Origin of the sequence: Stenotrophomonas sp. (genome assembly GCF_032061965.1) — a bacterium.
Classification (GTDB): Bacteria; Pseudomonadota; Gammaproteobacteria; order Xanthomonadales; family Xanthomonadaceae; genus Stenotrophomonas.
On sequence record NZ_DAMBEF010000013.1, the window covers coordinates 58,508 to 77,561 of the forward strand.

Consider the following 19,054-nt stretch of genomic DNA (forward strand, 5'->3'; position numbering starts at 1 on the left):
GCGGTCGTTCCGCAACAGCAGCGCCCGATGAAGCTCCGCACCTGCCTGTACCTGCTGCTGGCCGCCAGTGCCAGCCATGCCTCTGCCGTCACTTCCGCCCCCCTGCCCGCATTGCCAACCACCCAGCACGGTGGATTATGGGACGCAGGCCATGTGCAGGGCATCGCCGTGGACGAACAGGGAGGCTACATCTACTACTCCTTCACCAACCTGCTGGCGCGCTATGACTTCAGCGGCACGCTGATAGGTACGCTGGAGGGCTGGACCGGCCACCTTGGCGACCTGGACTTCAATCCGGATGATGGTCTGGTCTATGGCTCGCTGGAATACAAGAAGGACCAGGCCTTCTACGTCGCGCTCATCGATGTACGCCGCATCGACAAGCTTGGCCTGCAAGCCACCGATACCGACATCATGCGCACGGTCTATCTGCCTGAAGTCGTGGCCGACTATACCGCCGACGTCAATGGCGACGGTCGCTTCGATGGTGATGATGGCCGCTATCGCGGCAACGAAACCGCGTCGCCTGATCACCGCTACGCCTGCTCGGGTATCGATGGCGTCGCATTCGGGCCGCGTTTTGGCCACGCAGATGGCGGCCCCCTGCTCACTGTGGCGTACGGCATCTACGGCAACACCACGCGTGAGGACAATGATCACCAGGTGCTGCTGCAGTATGACGTTGCCCAGTGGCACGCCCTGGCTCGCCCACTGAAGGAGGCCGCGCCGCACCACAGTGGACCGCAGCAAGTGGATGGCAAGTACTTCGTGCGTACCGGCAATACCAGCTACGGCGTGCAGAACCTCACCTACGACCCTGCGCAACAACGCTGGCTGATGGGCGTGTACCAAGGCAAGAAGAGCACGTTCCCCAATTACCTGATGTTCGCTGTCGATGCCAAGGCCACACCACGCCGCGGCGATCTGATCGGTGTCCCCGGCCCATCACCGCAGCAGTGGGAACAAGGCCAGCTGCTGCCACTGGCCGAGGCAGGACTGCGTGATCCGGTCACCGGCATCCGCGGCTGGAATCAGAAGGCCGATGTAGGTCTGCAGGCGCTGGGGGATGGACGCTTCTATCTGGTGCGCAACTACAAACAGGGCCAGCAGCAAGGCGCCGAACTGCAACTGGTGCGCTGGACGGGTGATGCCCAGCAACCCTTAGCGCGGGAACCCTAGGCAGCAACAGTCCGCTGCCCTTCCCGCGCCCGCGCGGACCTCGTGATCGACAGATGCAGGCTGTGGCATTCGTCCCTGCCGCCTGCATCGGTGAGGCGGCGAACACTCTTGCTCCGGGCGCGTGTGAACATTTTTTCGGCACTGGACGGGCAGAAGCAGCAAAAAGCATTTTCATTCGTGACTGTTTCCACGCCTGAAACGTAAAGCTTCTGTAATTGTCCGGACGTAAGGTGGCGCCGCTTGCAGCGTGCAACCCCCGCTGTGTGCGGTCACTCCACACTCTCCGGAACAGATCCATGCTCGAAGTGAAGAAGTCGGCGCTGGTCAGCGCCATCGTCGCAGCGCTTTGCCTTTCGCCCACTGCCCTGGCCCAGCAGGCTACGGACACCACAGCACAGGGCATCGCCAGCGGCAGCCTGCGTGGTCGCGTACTCAACACTGCCACCGGCGAGTATCTTCGCAACGCCGAAGTGCGTGTGGACGGTAGCCGCAATGTCACCTACACCCAGGAAGGTGGCCATTTCCAGCTCAACGGACTCACCGCTGGCAACGTCACGCTGCTGGTGAAGTACACCGGCCTGCAGGAAGAACGCATCAACGCCACCATCGTTGCCGGCCAAGCCGCTACGGTCGAGGTTGCGTTGAAGGCGCCATCCTATGCCGGCAGCGGCGCCACCGACCTTGATGCGATCAAGGTCACCGCATCGCGCGACGGCCAGGCCTCCGCGATCATGGAGCGTCGCGCTGCGATGAACGCAAAGAACGTTGTCGCCGCCGACAACTACGGTGCGCTGACCATGGGCGACGTCGGCGAGTTCATGAAGTCGATGCCAGGCCTGTCACTGGACTACACCGAGGTCGACGCCACCGCCGTGCGCATCGGCGGACTGGACCCGAAGTACTCGACCTTCACCACCGACGGCGCGCGCATGGCCACGGCCACGTCGAACAACAATTCCGGTCGCCAGAATTCGTTCGAGCAGATGTCGATCACCGGCATCGAGTCGATCGAACTCAATAACACCCTGACCGCGGCCATGGATGCCGACGCCCCCGGCGGCAACATCAACCTGCGCAGCAAATACGCGTTCCAGCGCACCAAGCGCGACATCGTGTTCCAGCTCGGTGCTGTGGGCACCTCCGACTCGAACTGGTCCGGCAAGTACTTCCCGGACGACAAGAAGCACGACACCATCTACCCCTCCGGCCAATTCGGTTTCGGCGACGTGTTCATGGATGGCCGGTTCGGCGTGGAGTTCAACGCCAGCTACAACGCCAACTACGTGCAGCAGGACCGCATCCAGACCGACTATGCCTACAGCGCTGACGGCAGCGCGATGCCCTACCGCGTGATGTGGCGGCCAGGCCCGAAGATGACCAGTCGCACCGCCGCCAACCTCAGCCTGGACTACCAGATCACCGATGAACTGGTCGCTTCGCTGCGCAGTACCTACTCGATGTATGACGTGGAGTACTTCAACCAGTACACCTACCTGATCTTCGGCACCACGTCCAAGTCCGAAGCCGCGCCGGGCTCCAATGCCAATCACATCGTGGTCAATCCCAACGGTACCAACACCCGCCTGCATACCCAGTACTCGCACCGTTATGCAGGCACGCCGGCCTACCTGATTGCCCCCAAACTCGAGTACAAGGGCGAGGACTGGGAGGCCGTGCTGCGTGGCAGCTACTCCTCTGCGGAGTTCAACTTCCGCGACAACAGCAAGGGCTTCTTCCAGCGCACCGACAGCTGGCTGACCGACATCGGCTTCACCCTGGACCGTCCTTCGGAGAGCTCGCACGACTGGATACTCAACCAGACCGCCGGCCGGCCGTGGGACGACCCCAGCAACTTCAACCGTGACGCCGAGATCGGCTACAACGTGCGTACTGCTGAATCCGATGCGCTCAACGATCAGTACGGGGTCAACCTGGACCTGAAGCGCCACCTCGATTTCAACGATACCACCGTCACCCTGATGGGCGGCCTGGGCACCCGTAGCAACGATTGGCGCACCAATGAGGGCTCGTACAAGCAATACAAGTACGTCGGCCCCAATGGCAGCCAGACCGATCCCGACGCCACGGTGCCGTGGACCGGCAACTACGATTTCGAAATCATCGGCACCGGCGCAGGCAACATGAACCAGCAAGGCTGGCGCGCCGACAGCAACTACGCCATGTACCAGATATTCAAGGATCACCCGGAGTACTTCACGCCGGATGTGGTGGGCAACCTCAAGCGCGAACTGGACAACAACAAGCGCATCCAGGAGGACGTGGATGCGGCTTACATCGAGGCAGAAACCCGCTTGGGTGATGCACGCTTCGATCTGGGCCTGCGCTACGAAAAGACCCGCACCGCGGCGCGCGTGGCCGACGTAAGGCCGCTGAGCGAAGTCACCGAAGCCGGACTGGACGTCAACACCGTCGAAGGCCTGATGTACCAGTACAACGGCGCCCGCTATACCACCCGCAAGGGCGAGTACGACGACTTTTTCCTGAGCGGCGGGGTCAAGTACGACTTCAGCGACAAACTGGTCGGGCAGTTGTCTTTCAGCCAATCCATCCTGCGCCCGGACTATGGCAACCTCGGCGGCGTCGTATCGGTCAACGACGACACCATGATCGTCACCGTGCCCAACGCGCAGCTCAAGCCCGAGCATTCGACCAAGTATTACGCCAGCCTGCAGTACTACCTGGAGCCCTCCGGCATGCTGGGCCTGTCCTACTACAAGCTCGACATGCAGGACATGCAGGTCACCGGCATCACCGTCAATCCGGAAGATGTCGGCTTCGACCCGGATGCGTACGACGGCTATACCTTCCGCAGCGCCCAGAACGCGCCCGGCACCAGCACCAACGAGGGCGTGGTGCTGGAATACAACCAGCAGATGACCTTCCTGCCTGGCGCATGGAAGGGCCTGAGCGTGTATGGCTCGCTGACCCAGGTGAACCCGGACGGCCCACGCCAGAACATTCCAAAGCAGGCCGCCAACTGGGGCATCCGCTACAACTACGGACGCTTTGATTTCCAGATCAACGGCAACTACCAGTCCGAGCATCGTGTCAGCGCGTTGAGCAATACGCCCACCACGGCGAACAACGGCATTCTCTACCGCGATGCACGTGAGCTGTGGAACATCAGCGCCAGCTACAAGCTGACCGACAACATCGATGTGATGCTGGCCGGCCGCAATATCTTCAACGAGCCGGAAGTCATCTATTCCAACATCCCCAGCCGCGTGCAGATGTACACGATCTACGGCTCGATGTGGAACTTCGGCATCCGCGGCCGCTTCTGAGGCCACGCGCAAGAACGCGGCTACCCCACGCTCGAACGAAGCAGGCCCCTGCCCCTCTTCCAGCCGCGGCAGAGGGACAGAGGGCGAGGGCCACCTCGCCCGCCAATCCATCCCGCTTCACCCGCCAATGACCGCCCCCCGCTGACCACGGAGCACCCAATGAGCATCAACATCGACCGCCGCCGTCTGATCATTGGCGCCAGCCTCGGCCTGGGCGCCCTGCTGCTCCCTACGGGCCGCCTGCTTGCCGCCGAAGTGCAGGCGGCAAAGGGCTTCACCCACAACGTCGCCAGCGGTGAGCCTGGCCCCGACTCAATGCTGTTGTGGACGCGCTACGTACCGCCCGGGGACGCACAGGAAACCACCCTGCAGGTCGAAGTCGCCAGCGACCGCGAGTTCCGCCAGGTGGTCTCCGGCGCCAGCGTACGCACCGGTGCCTACCGCGACTGGACCACCAAGCTGACCGTCACCGGCCTGCAGCCCGGGACGACCTATTGGTATCACTTCATCGCCGCCGATGGCAGCCACTCGCCGACCGGACGTACGCGCACTTTGCCGGTGGGTGACGTACCCCGCTTCAAGCTTGGGTTGTTCTCCTGCTCCAACCTGCCGATGGGCTGGTTCAATGCCTATGCCCATGCAGCCCAGCGCGAGGACATGGATCTGTGGCTGCATGTTGGCGACTACATCTACGAATACGGCATTGCCTCCTACAAGATGCACGACCGCATTGCCGAACGCGAAGTGATGCCGGCACACGCGCACGAAATGATCTCGCTGCTCGACTACCGGCTGCGCTTTGCCTGCTACCGTGCCGATCCTGACCTGCAGGCGCTGCATCAGAACGCCGCCATGGTGGCGCTGTGGGATGACCACGAGAGCACCAACGACAGTTGGGAAGGCGGTGCGCAGAATCATCAGCCCGGCACGGAAGGTGACTGGAACGCGCGCAAGTCCGCGGCCATGCAGGCCTACCGTGAATGGATGCCGGTTTCCGAAGAACCCTGGAAGGCCTATCAGATCGGCAACTTGGGCACGCTCTACCGCACCGAGTCGCGGCTGATCGGGCGCACCCAGCCTGCGGACATCGCAAGCGCCTACCAGGCCGGCACCGATGCCGCGCTGGAGGCCTTCCGCGATGGTCCCTGGCAGGACCCATCGGCGACCATGTTGGGCCTGGAACAGGAACACTGGCTGTACCAGGCCATGGCCGAGAACGCCCGTCGCAGCCGCTGGCAACTGGTGGGCATGGGCACCATCCTGGGCCGCACCCTGATGCCCGTCGACACGCTGCGCATGCTGCGCAGCGATGCCAGCGAACGCACCGTACAGGCCTTCAGCAACAACATCCGTGGCACGCGCCTGGGCCTGCCCATGTGGATGGATCGCTGGGACGGCTATCCCGCTGCCCGCGCGCGCTTGTTGCAGGCCGCACAACGTGCCGATGCCGATCTGGTGATGCTGTCTGGCGACAGCCACAATGCCTGGGCCTATTCACTGCAGCAGGATGGCCATCCGGCCGGTGTGGAGTTTGCCGTGCAAGGCGTCACCTCCGGTGGCATCGAAGGCAACATGGGCGCCGCACCCAGCGACGTGGCACGGGCCTTCATTTCGACCAATCCAGAGCTCGCCTGGTGCGATACCTCCCGCCGCGGCTACGCGCTGCTGGACATCACCCCTGGGCAGATCACCGGCGAGTGGACCTTCGTGCAGGATATCAAGACCCGCGGTATCGCAACCACGGCATCGCACCGCATGCGCGTGCAGCGCGACCGGCGTGCGTTCGAAAAGATGGCCTGACCGTCGATGATAAACCCGTGTCGCGACCCGTTGCGGACCTCTGCGTCCATTCACATTGGCTGGATTAGAGTCCGCACCGTGACGCCGCATGCTGCGGCAGGGACGGAGATCAACATGAAAACCACACGTCTGCTCGGCATCACCCTGGCCACCGCGGCCGCCCTTGCTGTGGCGCCGGCATGGGCTGATCCACCGCACCACGCGCGCGGTAATGGGCCGCCCGCACATGCAGGTGGTCCGCACAACCGCCAGGCGCCGCCGCCCGGCTGGCAGAAGAAAGCCTGGCGTCGCGGTGAGCGCATGCAGTGGGCCGACGTAGACCGTCGCTACTGGGTCGACGATTACGCTCATTACCGCTTGCGGGACCCGGGGCGCGGCCAGCGCTGGGTACGCCAGTCCGACACCGATTACCTGCTGGTGGAGATCGCTACCGGGTTGATCATCGACGCACTGCATCGCTGATCCGCACGCCATCCCGGCCCCGTCCACCGGCGATCCGGCAGGCGGGGCCGTTCTGCTTTTTGGCTAGTGCCTGGAGCGGTTGGCCCGGCCCGCACCGGACTTCTTGCCGCCACCGTCCTGCTTGTTCACGGTTGCCCACGCGATGCGCTCCGCATCCCTCTTGGAGCGGCCCGCTTTGCGCTCGCTTTGCTCGATGTGTTCGGCCTGACGCATCTGCTTATCGGTATACGCACTCTTGTCGCCGCGTGTCATGGCGATCTCCTGACTGTGGAACTCAATCAAACTAGGGCTATACGCGTAAGCGAAGCGTGCAGTTTCCGTTCCGGCATGCAGACACTGGCGTCATCGTTGCAATTTGACTCACCTGGTTGAATACGCGGATTCCCCTGCCACTAACATTCGTCCTGCGTGCGCGTAACACGCGGTTCCGTAGGCTGGGATTGCACCTGAGTGATGCGGTTCCACCGAAGGAGCAACGTGATGAAACGCCTGCATTTGCCTGCCTTCGTGCTGTTGGCAGCCATTGTTCCCGCCTGCACCCCTGTCGGGGTTGCCACGGCAATGCCACCTCGCGACAACGTGCTCCTGCAGCAGGCCGATACCGCCAACCAACCGGGCAGTGATGGCTGGATAAGCACCACCATCAAGCAGAAGCTGTCCGCCGCAAGCGACAGCAGCCAGCGGGAAATCCACGTGGATACACGTGGCGGCATGGTGAGACTCAGCGGCACGCTGCCCACCCAGGCAGACGTCGACCGCGCGGTGAACGTGGCCGCTAACGTGGAAGGCGTGATCAGTGTCGACGACAGCGGGCTGAGTGTGGGCGACACGCAGCACTGAACACGCCTTGCCTAACTCAGCGCAGTCGGTGCCTCGTAAGGCATATAGCGCAACCCCAACGCTGTCAGTGCGTCACCTGCCGCATCCAGGACCGTCGCCTCCGCATCCAGCACCACAAGAATGTTGCCGGCGTTGATCTCATCTTCAAATTGCTGGCGCACGGGATCAGGAACAGTCGCACCGAGCAAGGCCGAGGACAGGCTGCCTACCATTGCGCCCGCCAGACCAATTGCCGCCGCACCTGCCAGGGTGATGCCCAAGGGAGGCACCGCCACCGCCACCAGACCGGCCAGCAAACCGGTCGCCGCACCTACGCCGGCACCGCGTGCCGTCGCTGATACCAGATCGGTGTCGGCGAGCTTGCGATTGTCCTCGATGGCGTACTTTTCCACCTCCGAGCGTGCAACCAGAAGAATATCGTCGTCGTGCACACCGGCGAAGCGCGCGGCCTCAACGGCTTGCTGAGCCAATTGCAGACCTGCGGAACTGTAGACATGGCGCATCTTCATTCAGCACCTCCTGTCGTGAAACGGGGTGCGGAACAGGGCTGCCGCACGCAGCAGCCCTGCAGCGTCGTCGCCTCACTCAATGTTTGTTGCCGTGACCACGATTGTCCTGCTCGCGCTCATCCAGCATTTTCTGATCATGCATGTCTTTCTGGTGACTGGGTTCACCGCGTGATGCCTGGCGCGACGGATTTGCATTGCGCGCCTGGTCGGCGGCGTTGCCCTGCGGCTTCGCCTGTTCACCCTTGTGCATGTTGTTCTGGGTCTGCTTGCTGATCATTGCAACCTCCACTGCGGCAGTGGGCCGCAGGATCAGGCTACGGCGCTGCGGGTTAGCAGGACGTGGCAGTTCCGTAGTGGAAGGGACACAAAGCTGAGCCGTTGGCCAACGCAAGCGCTGGCCACCGCATCAGGTTTGGCGGCGTAGCGGTGATGCGGGCTGCGGCCTGCTCAACCTGCCTGCACTCAACCGCCGAGGGCCGGGCCCTGCACCGCGGGGCTACGCGGCTGATCGACCTCAGCCGAATTGCCTTGCGCCTGCGATGCCTGTGCAGCGTTCTGGGCAAACTGCGAACTCTGGGCATAGGCAGCGGTCAAGGCCTGAATCTGCGCAAAGTCCCCCCGTTCAAGCGCCGCCGTGTAGTCATTGATGAACCGGCCCGCCGCCGAGCTGGAAGACGGTGCCAAACCGGCCTGATCCGTGGACTGGCCAGCTTGCGCGGGGGGCGCAACGCTGGGCTCGCCAGCAGCCGGCGCGACCTGGCGCATTTCCTCGCCGGTGGTCATGCTGGTCAGCACCATCTGGCCGTCCTCGTCGCTGGCGTAGCTCGCAATCGGGCTGTTCGCGTTGTAGGTATTGGTTGCCGGATCCGGCATCAATTCCAGTGAATAGCTGCGCTGGCCCAGGCCATCGCGTGCATGATCGCGTTGTACCGCTGCCATCGCCGCGTCCAGTTCCGCGTCGGTACGTGGCACGCCGGCTGTTTTATAGAGGTCGGCAATCAAACCGCGCATGCTGTCCTGCTCGGGCTGCGGATGCTCGCGCGCATACTGCGCGATGGCCTGCATGTCGGCCACGCCGGCCTGCTGGCTCTGGTAAACGGCGTCCAGCTCGGCGCGGACATTGCCCGTGGCCTTGCTGTCGTAGAGCCAGCCGTCGTGGGTCCACTCACGGTCCGCACCACGGGTATAGGTATCGCCATCGGAAGCGCGCAGGGTGCCGGCACTGGCGGCCGCATGCTGGATCGCCTCCGGCACCGGCCCATCGCGGTGCCAACCAAACTGGTCGTAGGCCACCTGGTACCGCGCGGCCACCGCCGCCGGTGAATTGGCTGCGTTCTGCGCCACGATCAGGTCCGAGGCGCGCTGCAGTTCGTCCGCCTTCTGCGCTGTCACCGGCGTGGTCCATTCGTGCTTCATTCCATGCTCCATCGGCATGGAATGCAGCGCCGACCAGGAGCCTGCCTGCGCATCACGCACGTAGGCATCCACGTCGGCCTCCTTGCTTGGCAGGCGATAGGGGTTCTGGCTGTCGGCCGGGTTGGCCAGGCCAAGCGCGTAGGACGCGTTGGCAGATTGATAGTTCAATTGCCGCGCCAGGTTGCCCGATGCCACGTAGCGCGTCTCACGGAACACAGCATCACCATCGCTGTCCAGGCGTGGGCTGACGGCCACCTCGGCCCCGGCCGTGGGCGCCTGCGGCACCGGCGCCAGCTTGATCTGCTCGGTGGCCGCCGACCGCAGCCACCTGCCCTGCGGGTCGTCGGGGTCACGCGCCCACTCCACCCCGTTGCCGTCGGTCTGCTTGAACACCTTGTCGTTGTCGCGCGCCTGCGCCCAGCGCTCGCCAAAATAGGCGCCGACAATGCCGCCGCCAATACCGGTGATGATCGCGCCCGGCCCTGTCTCCGAGCCCACCAGCAAGCCATAGCCAAAACCGGCTGCCACACCGCCGGCAACGCCGCCCACGTTGCGACCGACAAAATGGGTGGCGGTGGATTCGGCGCCCATGTCGTTACCCTGCCCGCGCAGCTCGATCACCTTGTGTCCGCTGCTGGCGAAGTCATAGGCCATCAGCGCGATGCCAGCCGCGCCGGCCCCCTTGAGCATCATCCGGCCACTGGGACTCAGGCCCCGTGCCAGCATCGCATCCGGTGCGGCCTCCGCCGCGGCTTTGGCGCCGGTCAGTTGCGGCGGTTCCACCGCCGGTGGCCCGCGCGGCGCACCGGGCTCGCCGGCCATACGCGACGACGTGCCGGGCGGCTCCACCAACAGGCCCGGGGCCAGCCCGCCACGGGCTGCGCTCCACGCGGAGCGGGCAGTCGCCATCTCATCGAAGCTGAGCGCCTTGAATGCGTCCACCGGTTGGTTGAACAAGGTCCTGCCAACCGCGTCATAGCCCTCGATCAACGACAGGTTGGCGCGCACCTGCTGCACGCTGATGATCTTCCCGCTGTTGCTGCTTGCGGCCTGGGCGATGCTTCGCTCCAGCTGCTGGAACTCGGCGGCGGACTGACTGGCAAAGGCCAACGGGTCATTGCCAAAGGCGCGTACCGGATAGCCGTTGATTACCGCGTCCGGGTGTTTGAGCGCGGTGCTCAGCTCGAAGTTGCTGAAGCCACGCCCCGGCGGTGCATTCTCGACGAATGCCACGATCGGACGACGGGCAGCAATCGCATTCTCGAAGTATTCCGGGCTACCGGCATTCCACATCATGTCCTGCAGCGCGCCGGCGTAGTTCGCTGCGCGCGGCTCGTAGCCATGAAGTTCCATGAAATGCTGGAACTTGCCTTCCACCACCCTGAACTCGGTTCGCGCTGCAGACTCCGTGCCCAGCTCGTTGATGAAGCGGCCCCAAGGCGTATCACCGATGATGCCGGCCTTCTTGCCGACATCGCCTATATACGTCTCCGCATTCTGGAAGTTCGACACGCCCTTGCCGTCTACGCCGGAAAAGCCGACGTAGTCCATGTTGGCAGGCAGCCTTGGCGGGTTTGCCCGCATCTGCCGGGCAAGGTAGTCCGCATAGCTCGACGTTCCATCCGGACCCGAACCGGGCGATTTCAGGTAGCCGATGACCTGGTCTATCTGCGCCGGTGTCAGCGGCTTACCATCGGCGACATTGGTTGCTGCCGACAATGTTGTGCGCGCATAGTCGTCAAAGACGAAGTCGGTCATGCGCCCACCTCGCCGCTTCCACGTGCCGGGATGCGGACCTGCGCAAGCACCAGATCACCCGCGCCCTGCAGGTCGATGTCCGTGCTTGCCGAAACTGCAGCACCCGCAGGCACCGCGATGCCACGCTCCATCAGCAGCGCTGTCCGTGTAGTCGCCACGTACCGCAGGTCGTAGGCAACACGGGAGCGGTTCTCGAAAACCGATACCAGGCCTTCGGCCAGGCCTCGCAGGAACTCGAAGTCGGACTCGTCGCTATTGAGCGTCTGCTTCAACTCCAGCACCGCATCCAGCACCCAGTCCCGGCCAAGATCCAGCGTGAAAACACGCTCACGACGGCCCGCTGAGAGCACCTGCAGGTCAGCACCAAAACACCCGATACCGGCTATGCGCTCCTCACCACGGTAGATCGCATAGCGATACTCGTTGTGGCTTGGGTCTTCCGGCGGCGAAGCAGGCACCATCTGCGGCTGCGGTATCCACAATCCGTTGCTGTTGTCGACCGCCGAATCCAGATGGGGCTCAAAGTTCAAAGGCATTGCCGGGGTCTCGCAGATGGTTGTTTACAGGTAGGAAGGAGTTGTCGCACATGCTTCCTGCTCGCCGTAATGAAGATGGCAAAACGTTCAAGCCCTTGGGGGTGACTCCCCAACAGCAAGGCGGCCGTCATTCTGCAGAAACAGACAGTCACCGTCATCGTCGGCAAGCAGATGCTTGGTCCGGCTACGCCTGCACCTGCACCTGCACCACCAACATCACCCCTTGATGGCCACAGGGGGGCGCTCATCCATCAATCCCTTGTTGTCGCAACCGAACACGGCCAGTCCACTGATGTGCTCGTCCCCAATGAAGATCGGGAATAGAAATCCGGCGCTGGCAGAACCGCTCACCGCTGCATGCCCAGCACGCGGCAACCGAGTCCTAACACCCGACCAGACGCAGTGGGTTATGGGGTTCAAAATCCAACACCATGCCGTACTACTTCGCTGATCTGACAAACGAGGCGTCCAGGGACAATCTCAGGAACCACGTCCTCAGCCGACAACGGTAACCGCAACGCAATGGCGCAGTTTGTCGCCAGTTGCAAGTCTGGGTGCATACCGCCGCGGGTATACACCCAGACTATCGTCTCCACCGCCAGGAAAACGTGGAACAGCGCACCGCGACGACACTGCTCACCCAGCGTTTCAATGCCAGCGGGAAGGACTGGTTTCAGGAATACCAGGACCTTCCCAATCGCCCGACCTCTCTGCCTGCGGACAAATAGTCAGGTACTCCTGCAACGACTTGTAGTCGTCAGTGGTCCATGGCTTGCCATAAGGATCCTCTGGTTGGCAGTAGGGCATCCGCATGTAGGTGCGAATATGATCCACCGGCGTCCAACAGGGCAAAGGTTCCTTCACTGGATCCTGTCCCTTGGTGCAGAACAGGAACGGATCGCCGTCACGGTAGCTAAGGCCGTTGCCGGACTGCGCTGCCGCGCCAAAGCTGAGCAGCATCAAGGCGATCGAGCCGATCTTGAACATGGTTTTCATGGTGTTTCCTCTTCAGCGCATCATCGCGCCGCTTCCATTTGCTGCGGTGGTGGTCAAGTGAAGCGCCGACAATGCGGCCGTTGCCCCTTGCCGATGCAGTCCATGCACCGGCAAGGCCTTTCCAATCCCTGCCAGCAGTGGGCCGGCAGGGTCGAACTCAACGTTGCGGATCCGTGCTGGGCTTGGCGGCGTCCGGCGTCGCCTGCTGGACCTGCTGATTCTGCTGAACCTGCTTGTCCCACTGGCTCTTGAGCGTCGAGGCGTAATCCTCGATCGTCTTCTGGATGCCGGACACATCCGCATTGCGCGCCGCGTTCAACATGCGATCAACGAAGGAGGACTGCCCTTCGCCGCCCTCTTGCTGGCCATGCGTTGACGCACCACCGGCGCGCAGTTGCTGCGTCATCGCCTCACGCGACTGCTTGCCGAACGCGCCATCCACACCAATGCCACGGTCTTGCTGGAAGCTGCGCAAGGCATGCTCGGTCTGCGGGCCGAAGGTTCCGCTGCGGGTTTCCAACGGCTTGCCATCGGCCCCCTTGTAGCCCAACTGATTGAGCTGTTCCTGCAGCGCCTTCACCTCCGCGCCGTTCGCGCCCGACCGCAACACGCCGCTGCTGGCCGGTGCCGGCCGCGCGCCGTCGCCACCACGTTCAGCAGCACGCAATTCAGGTAGCGGATCGATCTTGCGACCATCACGCCACAACTCGAAGTGCAGGTGGGTGTCGCCCTTGGCAGGCGTATTGCCGCTGCGCCCCATCGTACCGATCTGCTCACCGGCCTCGACCCGCTCACCATTACGCACCGAGAAATCGCGCAGATGGAAGTACTTGGTGACCGATCCGTCGTCATGGGTGATGCGCACCGTGTTGCCGGCGGCGCCATTGTTGGGCGACACCGTGACCTTGCCGCCGGCAAAAGCAACGATAGGGTCACCTACATTGCCCTGGATATCGATGCCACCGTGGGTACGGCCGCCACTGCGCGCCGTGCCGAACTCGCCGTGGCCTTCGCGCGGCTTGTCGGCGCGGTTGATCTGGTCATTGCCGGGCGCCGGCCATGTTGCCCCGCCGTTGGCACGCGCCTGCGGCTCGGCGGGCTGGTTGCGCTCAGCGGCCGGGCGGCCCTGCTGCGCGGTAAGCGCCTCGCGCGTGCGCTCGTCGGCCTTGCCGGTCGGCTCCAGTCCGTTGGCCTGCTGGAAGCTCCTCACGGCCTCGGCGGTGCGCTGGCCGTAGATGGCGCTGTTGGTTTCCAGCGAGCCACCCTGTGCGTCACGGAAACCCAGCTGATTCAGCGATTCCTGCAGGGCACGTACATCGTTGCCACGTTCGCCACGCTGCAGCACCCCATCGGCCAACGCATCGCGCTGGCCCGGCAGGGCCGCGCTCGCGGTGATGCCACGGTCGGGGATGGAGATCGCCGAATACTTCGTGTTCCAGTATTGGGTGAACGACGTTGCCAGCTCACGATCATCCATGCCGCGGACCGTGCTGTAGGGGTGACCGGTGATCTGTTCGAAGTCACGCGAACTGATGTTGCCCATGATGTTGCCGCGCGTGCTGCCCAGCGAAAAATTGCCGGTAGCGATCGCGCTCTGGATGGAGCCGTAACCCGCTGCACCCTGCTGGTGCGCCAGGTACATGTCCAGGCCATTCGGGTTCTCGGCGCCGGACAGGAAAGGCCGGCCGGTCTGATCGTGCCTTGCAACGATCTGCCTGCGGTTGCCTTCGTACAACGAAGCTGCAGCTGCGGTATTTGCTTCGGGATCGAACTCGCGACCAGCCAGGCCATAGGCCTTGGCGGTACCGGGAATGAACTGGAACAGGCCCTTGGCACCGCTGTCGGTGTTATGGGCATTGGCATTGAACTTGCCGCCGGTTTCGATATAGGCAAAACGCAGGAAGTCTTCTCGCGGAATATTGCTGCGATCCGCCTGGCGTTCAATGATGTCGAGTACAGCGGCTCTGTCGGTGGGATTGGCCATCGTTGGCTCCTCAGGTGAAGTGCGGCCGCGGGGTGGGCCGCAGGACGTCAACCGGACTCAATCCTTGAGTCAATTACAGAGCGGTCAACTCGAAAGTGGATTCAGGGCAGGTAGCGCCCTTCCTTCGTGTCGAAGCGATAGGTTAGCGCATCTTCGGCGCCAAGATCACGGGTTTTTCCGGGCGCGGAAATTTCTTTCCCTGCCAGCGCGATCTTCACATTGGGTAGACCTCCCTGACCAGGCGCTTCGAACGACAAGGTGCCAGTACTGGCCGCACAGGGCATTACCTTGCCTTCATCACAGGCCGCAGCGTTGTCACTGCCTGCCAGCACCGACCCCAGGTAGCCCCACTTGCGGAAGGACAGGTCGTCAACATTGTCGGGATCGAACAGGAACATTGCATACGATGCCTGCGCCACGCCGTCGTCGAAACGCCGGGTCGGCAATGCCAGCAGCAACCTGCCATCGGCAGTTTCCTGCGACAGCGGCTTGCGGGTGTCATCAATCGCATCCGGTTGGTCGTTCTGGCCGAACTCGCCGACGTAGCCATCGGTATCCACCTGTGACCAGGTAGGCTTGCCGGCGTCCTCCGCCTTCACGAACGTGGCCTGCGCGATGGCGACATGGCCGGGCTCCATCATTTCGCCCTCCCCGTCTTCGCTGTCCTCGCCCGCCGTGCTGGTGGCAAAGCCGGTGAAATAGTGACGGCCCTTCAGATCGAACGGATAGCCATACCAGTAGCTCACCATCGCCCCACCGTCGATCTCGTAGCTGACGGCACCATCACCATCACGCTGATAGATGACGTACAGAACACTGTCGGCGGATGGTGGTTTCAGATCGGTCATACCTGCGTCCTTTGATTGTTCGGCAACGGTGGGGGCGCCAGCGGCCGCAGGCGTTTGTGCGGTCCCGGTGCTGCCCTGCTGACTGCAGCCAGCCAAGGCCAGTGCCAGCAGTACCGCCATCGTCGTCTTTGAATGTTTCATGCAAGTTCCTCAAGGCATCGTGCGAACGAATTCGACAGTCCCGCTGCCGGCTAGCCGTAGCGCGCCATATCCTGTTGCTGCGCCCCCTGCTGACGTGCCTCCTGCTGCGCCGCTGCATCACGCTGCGCCAGCACCTGTGCATGCTGGTCGGCCTGTGCCTGGAACGCCTGTCCCGTCGGCGAGGCCTGCAGGGCATCGCTTGCAGCGCGCACGCCGTCCGGGCTGCCATTGCGAGCGGCTTCCAGCAGTCGTGCCACATAGGCCTGCTGGGACTCTGGCACGGCCGGCGTGGCGTTTGCCGATGCCATCTTTTCGCTTCCATTCAACGAGGCATCGTGGAACTGGTTGTTCCTGCCCTCGCGCTGCAACTCCTCGCGCGCCGCGGGGGCACCTGCGGGATCACGATCGCTGAAGTAATCGACACCGTCCTTTATCCAACCCACCGGACCCCGTGCGCCGATGGTGACCGCGCGCCGCAGGTCCTGCACATCACCGCGGTAGTTTTCGATCATGGGCGCATTCTGCCGGGCCCGCTCAAGTGCGGCCGGATCCTGCAGCACCGATACATCCGGCTTGCCATTGCCATCCACCGGCAGGAAGTTGTGCATGCTGTGCGAGCCCATCGAGCGGCCCGCTGCCACCACCGCCAAATCCGGCGTTATCGCGTCAGCAATGCGGTTGTTGAAATACCCGGACTGGTTGAGAACGGACATCTCCTTTTCGGTGGCGTAAATGCGCACATCACCGTACTGGGGACTGGCCGCACTGACCGCATCGTTGGCCATGACGTGGTTCAACACCTTGCCATTGGGGCCAGCCGGAATTTTCAGGTCCAGGCTGCTCGCGCCATAGGCATTGAAGGTTTCACCGCGCAGATCGAAATGATGGGCCGATACCTGCGCCAGCGTGCCGCCCAGCGAGTGCCCAGTCACGCTGACCTGCGGCGCTTCCATGCCCGGCCGCTCACCGATGGTCTGGGAATATTCGAGCGCACGCCGCGTCAACGCGATCGCATCTTCTGCCTGCGGGTTGGTACGCCGGGTGACCATCGAGCCATCGGCAATCACCGCGTCCTTCCAGATCTGCTCGGTGCCGCGATGGGCAACCACAATCTGGCCGTCTGTCAGGCTCTGGTAGATCGTCCCCTCGTAACCGTTGCTGGCATTGCTGACGTGCTCGAGGACCTTGTACTTGCCGCTCGGGGTCAACTCCTCATGCGAGGGGTCAGCAGGCCCCAACCGATAGTCGGAATAGGAATCGTTGGCCAGCTCTGCGTAGTCCTGGGAGGTGAGCTTGGTCATGAGGCGATCTCCTTGGCGCTGAGCGTCATGCTGAAGAACTCACCACGCTTGTCAGCAGGAACCTTTTCCATATCCGCATCACCCAGATCGCGGAACGCATCCATCTTCGCGCGGGGGTAATAGCCGGACCAGAAATAGCGGGTCTCCTGCCCGCCGGCGATCACTTTTTCCGCGGGCAGACCAAAGATGAAACGGGTGTTGGCCGGATCGTTCGTTGCCTTGAGCACCACACGTGCTTCGGCCAGACCCCAGCGGCACACCGCACGCCCGAAGTAGTCCTCATCGACGATCTGATCAAGATAGATGACCCCGGCGTACTCCGTGTCCGAGACCTTTTTCAGGGCAATCGGTTCGTTGCTGGTGATACGCGGAATCGCACCGATGACGGGATCGACGTTCCCGCACTCGCCCGGGTTCTCGACGTCGAACTGGGCGGCTCCATCGATGGTTTCAAAGGCACCGGGAGCATTTGCAAGCTTCACCCGGATTTCGTAAGCCTTGGTCGGATGGTTGTTGAGCTTGCGCTGCGGCGCAGCGGCTTCAGCGGCTTGGGTAGATGCATTCATGGGGGCTTCGCTTCTGTTCTGCCTGTTGTTGCAGGCGGCGATGGGAACCATCACGGCGCAGGCCATCCCGGCCAAAGCCAACCGTGAGAAAAAGGTACGGGGTGCAATATCAATATTCGGCATGAACGGGGTTCCGTGTTTCGGACAGGTATTGGCAACGCGCCGCGATCGGACCGCGCGGAGCCAAGTGAAGCGACGACCGGGCACACCCCTTGCCTGGCTTCTTCAAAAAAACGATCGAGTGGCTGCGCCTGTACGAGCCAGACTGCATCGAACACAAGGCAACCTCGCCGGAACCGGGTTCCGTCGCTGGCACTACATCATGGTTGTGGGGTGACACGTTGTTCTCTGGCATATCCATACGCAGCGTCATCGTGTGGTCGATGCAAACGCAGGCAGCACACCGGCTACCCTTCCTTAATCGCGCACACCCCTTGCGCGACCCTGGCAATTTCGACTGGCAAGCACCCGACAGGCGACGTGACCAGCATATGCCAAAACTAACATCCAATCGCAAGAAGTTGAACCCTTGCACAGATGCAGTTACAACTTCTCACGCAACGCTAACAAGCGGAACGCAACACGGCCCCTGCATGCCCGCGAAGCGGCCTGGAGAACAGCGCAGCATTGCTGCGGGAAGCGTTTGTTTCCACGCATCCCGACGGCGTTGAAGGGCCACAGCGTTCCGCTCCCAGGTGTCATAGCTACAGAGCGCAATCACCGACCAGCAATGGCGCAGCCTTCCTGGATAATTTCGCAGCCCTGACCACACTCCTTCAGGGCGTCCCGGCGCAGCTTCCTCATCCCTCGATTTCCGGTTGCCACGCCGGTGGTCACGGGGTGACCACCGGCGACATCCACCACTGCGATATTTGAAGCTATCGCCATGCAAGCGTTATTGACGACCCCCAATATCTCGCAACCAACCGCACCCTTGGCTTCACAGGAGCGCATGGCAAAGTCGGTCGCCGCCTGCTCAGTCGGGGCCTCCAGTGTCCAGCCCATCAGCCCCCGGTTCCCAACGGCCAAGGCACCCCATTGATCGATGCCACGGCCGCGAACCGTATCACCAACCCCATGCGCTGGAAGATAGACGCTGTTATAGGCAGCCGAGCCGGGTTGCTGGGCCTCCGCCTCGTTCGACCACGAAAGCAGCGCAAGCCAAAACATAAAAGCAAACGTACCTGATCTCACCACCTGATCTCCCGTTACGCCGCCCAACACGCCGGCGTGTCAACCCGCGGACAACGCACGCCCTTTATGGACGATTCTGCAATCGTCACCGCAGTGCGCCATCACCTCTTTTCTCAGCTTACGGATACTTGTCGTTCCATTCATCACGCGAACAGCAACCAACTGCCCGGTGGACACATCCACTCTTGCAATATCCGACGCCACCGCGGCACAGCTGTC

The 19,054-nt window shown here is 62.8% G+C and carries 16 protein-coding genes; 5 read left to right on the top strand and 11 right to left on the bottom strand.

Annotated elements, in window-relative coordinates; translation table 11 throughout:
- The first annotated feature begins 27 nt into the window (after positions 1 to 27).
- From RT460_RS08985 to RT460_RS09000, 4 genes are all read left to right on the top strand, one after another.
- Positions 28 to 1,179 (top strand): hypothetical protein, encoded by a 1,152-nt coding sequence (locus RT460_RS08985; protein ID WP_313318507.1) that lies wholly within the window; start codon positions 28 to 30, stop codon positions 1,177 to 1,179.
- A 296-nt stretch (positions 1,180 to 1,475) separates the two neighbouring features.
- A complete protein-coding gene (locus tag RT460_RS08990) occupies positions 1,476 to 4,484 on the top strand; it encodes a TonB-dependent receptor (RefSeq protein WP_313318508.1) in 3,009 nt (1,002 codons plus the stop codon).
- Positions 4,485 to 4,643: 159 nt separating this feature from the next.
- The gene (locus RT460_RS08995) at positions 4,644 to 6,284 is read left to right on the top strand and encodes an alkaline phosphatase D family protein (protein ID WP_313318510.1); all 1,641 of its coding nucleotides are present in this window, start codon (positions 4,644 to 4,646) and stop codon (positions 6,282 to 6,284) included.
- A gap of 114 nt (positions 6,285 to 6,398) precedes the next feature.
- Positions 6,399 to 6,746 (top strand): RcnB family protein, encoded by a 348-nt coding sequence (locus tag RT460_RS09000; RefSeq protein ID WP_313318511.1) that lies wholly within the window; start codon positions 6,399 to 6,401, stop codon positions 6,744 to 6,746.
- Between the two features lie 63 nt (positions 6,747 to 6,809).
- Here RT460_RS09000 and RT460_RS09005 read toward each other — a convergent pair whose 3' ends face one another.
- Positions 6,810 to 6,998, bottom strand: a complete 189-nt coding sequence (locus tag RT460_RS09005) for a hypothetical protein (RefSeq protein WP_313318563.1) — start codon at positions 6,996 to 6,998, stop codon at positions 6,810 to 6,812.
- 228 nt (positions 6,999 to 7,226) lie between these two features.
- On the opposite strand from RT460_RS09005, the gene RT460_RS09010 reads away from it, so the two are divergent.
- On the top strand, positions 7,227 to 7,586 hold the full coding sequence (locus RT460_RS09010) for a BON domain-containing protein (RefSeq protein ID WP_313318512.1): 360 nt from the start codon (positions 7,227 to 7,229) through the stop codon (positions 7,584 to 7,586).
- 11 nt (positions 7,587 to 7,597) lie between these two features.
- On the opposite strand, the gene RT460_RS09015 is transcribed toward RT460_RS09010, so the two are convergent.
- The 10 genes from RT460_RS09015 to RT460_RS09060 form a co-directional block, all read right to left on the bottom strand.
- Complete coding sequence (locus tag RT460_RS09015; protein ID WP_313318513.1) at positions 7,598 to 8,095, bottom strand: hypothetical protein; 498 nt, start codon at positions 8,093 to 8,095, stop codon at positions 7,598 to 7,600.
- A 76-nt stretch (positions 8,096 to 8,171) separates the two neighbouring features.
- Positions 8,172 to 8,372, bottom strand: a complete 201-nt coding sequence (locus tag RT460_RS09020) for a hypothetical protein (protein ID WP_313318515.1) — start codon at positions 8,370 to 8,372, stop codon at positions 8,172 to 8,174.
- Between the two features lie 185 nt (positions 8,373 to 8,557).
- The gene (locus tag RT460_RS09025) at positions 8,558 to 11,269 is read right to left on the bottom strand and encodes a hypothetical protein (RefSeq protein ID WP_313318517.1); all 2,712 of its coding nucleotides are present in this window, start codon (positions 11,267 to 11,269) and stop codon (positions 8,558 to 8,560) included.
- A complete protein-coding gene (locus RT460_RS09030) occupies positions 11,266 to 11,805 on the bottom strand; it encodes a hypothetical protein (RefSeq protein WP_313318519.1) in 540 nt (179 codons plus the stop codon). Before RT460_RS09030 ends, RT460_RS09025 begins: the two co-directional genes overlap by 4 nt.
- Positions 11,806 to 12,453: 648 nt before the next feature.
- Positions 12,454 to 12,801: a hypothetical protein gene (locus RT460_RS09035; protein WP_313318521.1), complete on the bottom strand. Its 348-nt coding sequence runs from the start codon at positions 12,799 to 12,801 to the stop codon at positions 12,454 to 12,456.
- 157 nt (positions 12,802 to 12,958) lie between these two features.
- Entirely contained in the window at positions 12,959 to 14,785 is a 1,827-nt protein-coding gene (locus RT460_RS09040; protein WP_313318522.1) for a peptidoglycan-binding protein, read from the bottom strand.
- Between the two features lie 101 nt (positions 14,786 to 14,886).
- A complete protein-coding gene (locus tag RT460_RS09045; RefSeq protein ID WP_313318523.1) occupies positions 14,887 to 15,774 on the bottom strand; it encodes a hypothetical protein in 888 nt (295 codons plus the stop codon).
- A 50-nt stretch (positions 15,775 to 15,824) separates the two neighbouring features.
- Positions 15,825 to 17,075 (bottom strand): lipase, encoded by a 1,251-nt coding sequence (locus RT460_RS09050; RefSeq protein WP_313318524.1) that lies wholly within the window; start codon positions 17,073 to 17,075, stop codon positions 15,825 to 15,827.
- Positions 17,072 to 17,764, bottom strand: a complete 693-nt coding sequence (locus tag RT460_RS09055; RefSeq protein WP_313318526.1) for a hypothetical protein — start codon at positions 17,762 to 17,764, stop codon at positions 17,072 to 17,074. Before RT460_RS09055 ends, RT460_RS09050 begins: the two co-directional genes overlap by 4 nt.
- A gap of 594 nt (positions 17,765 to 18,358) precedes the next feature.
- The gene (locus RT460_RS09060) at positions 18,359 to 18,811 is read right to left on the bottom strand and encodes a DUF4189 domain-containing protein (RefSeq protein WP_313318527.1); all 453 of its coding nucleotides are present in this window, start codon (positions 18,809 to 18,811) and stop codon (positions 18,359 to 18,361) included.
- Positions 18,812 to 19,054 lie beyond the last annotated feature (243 nt).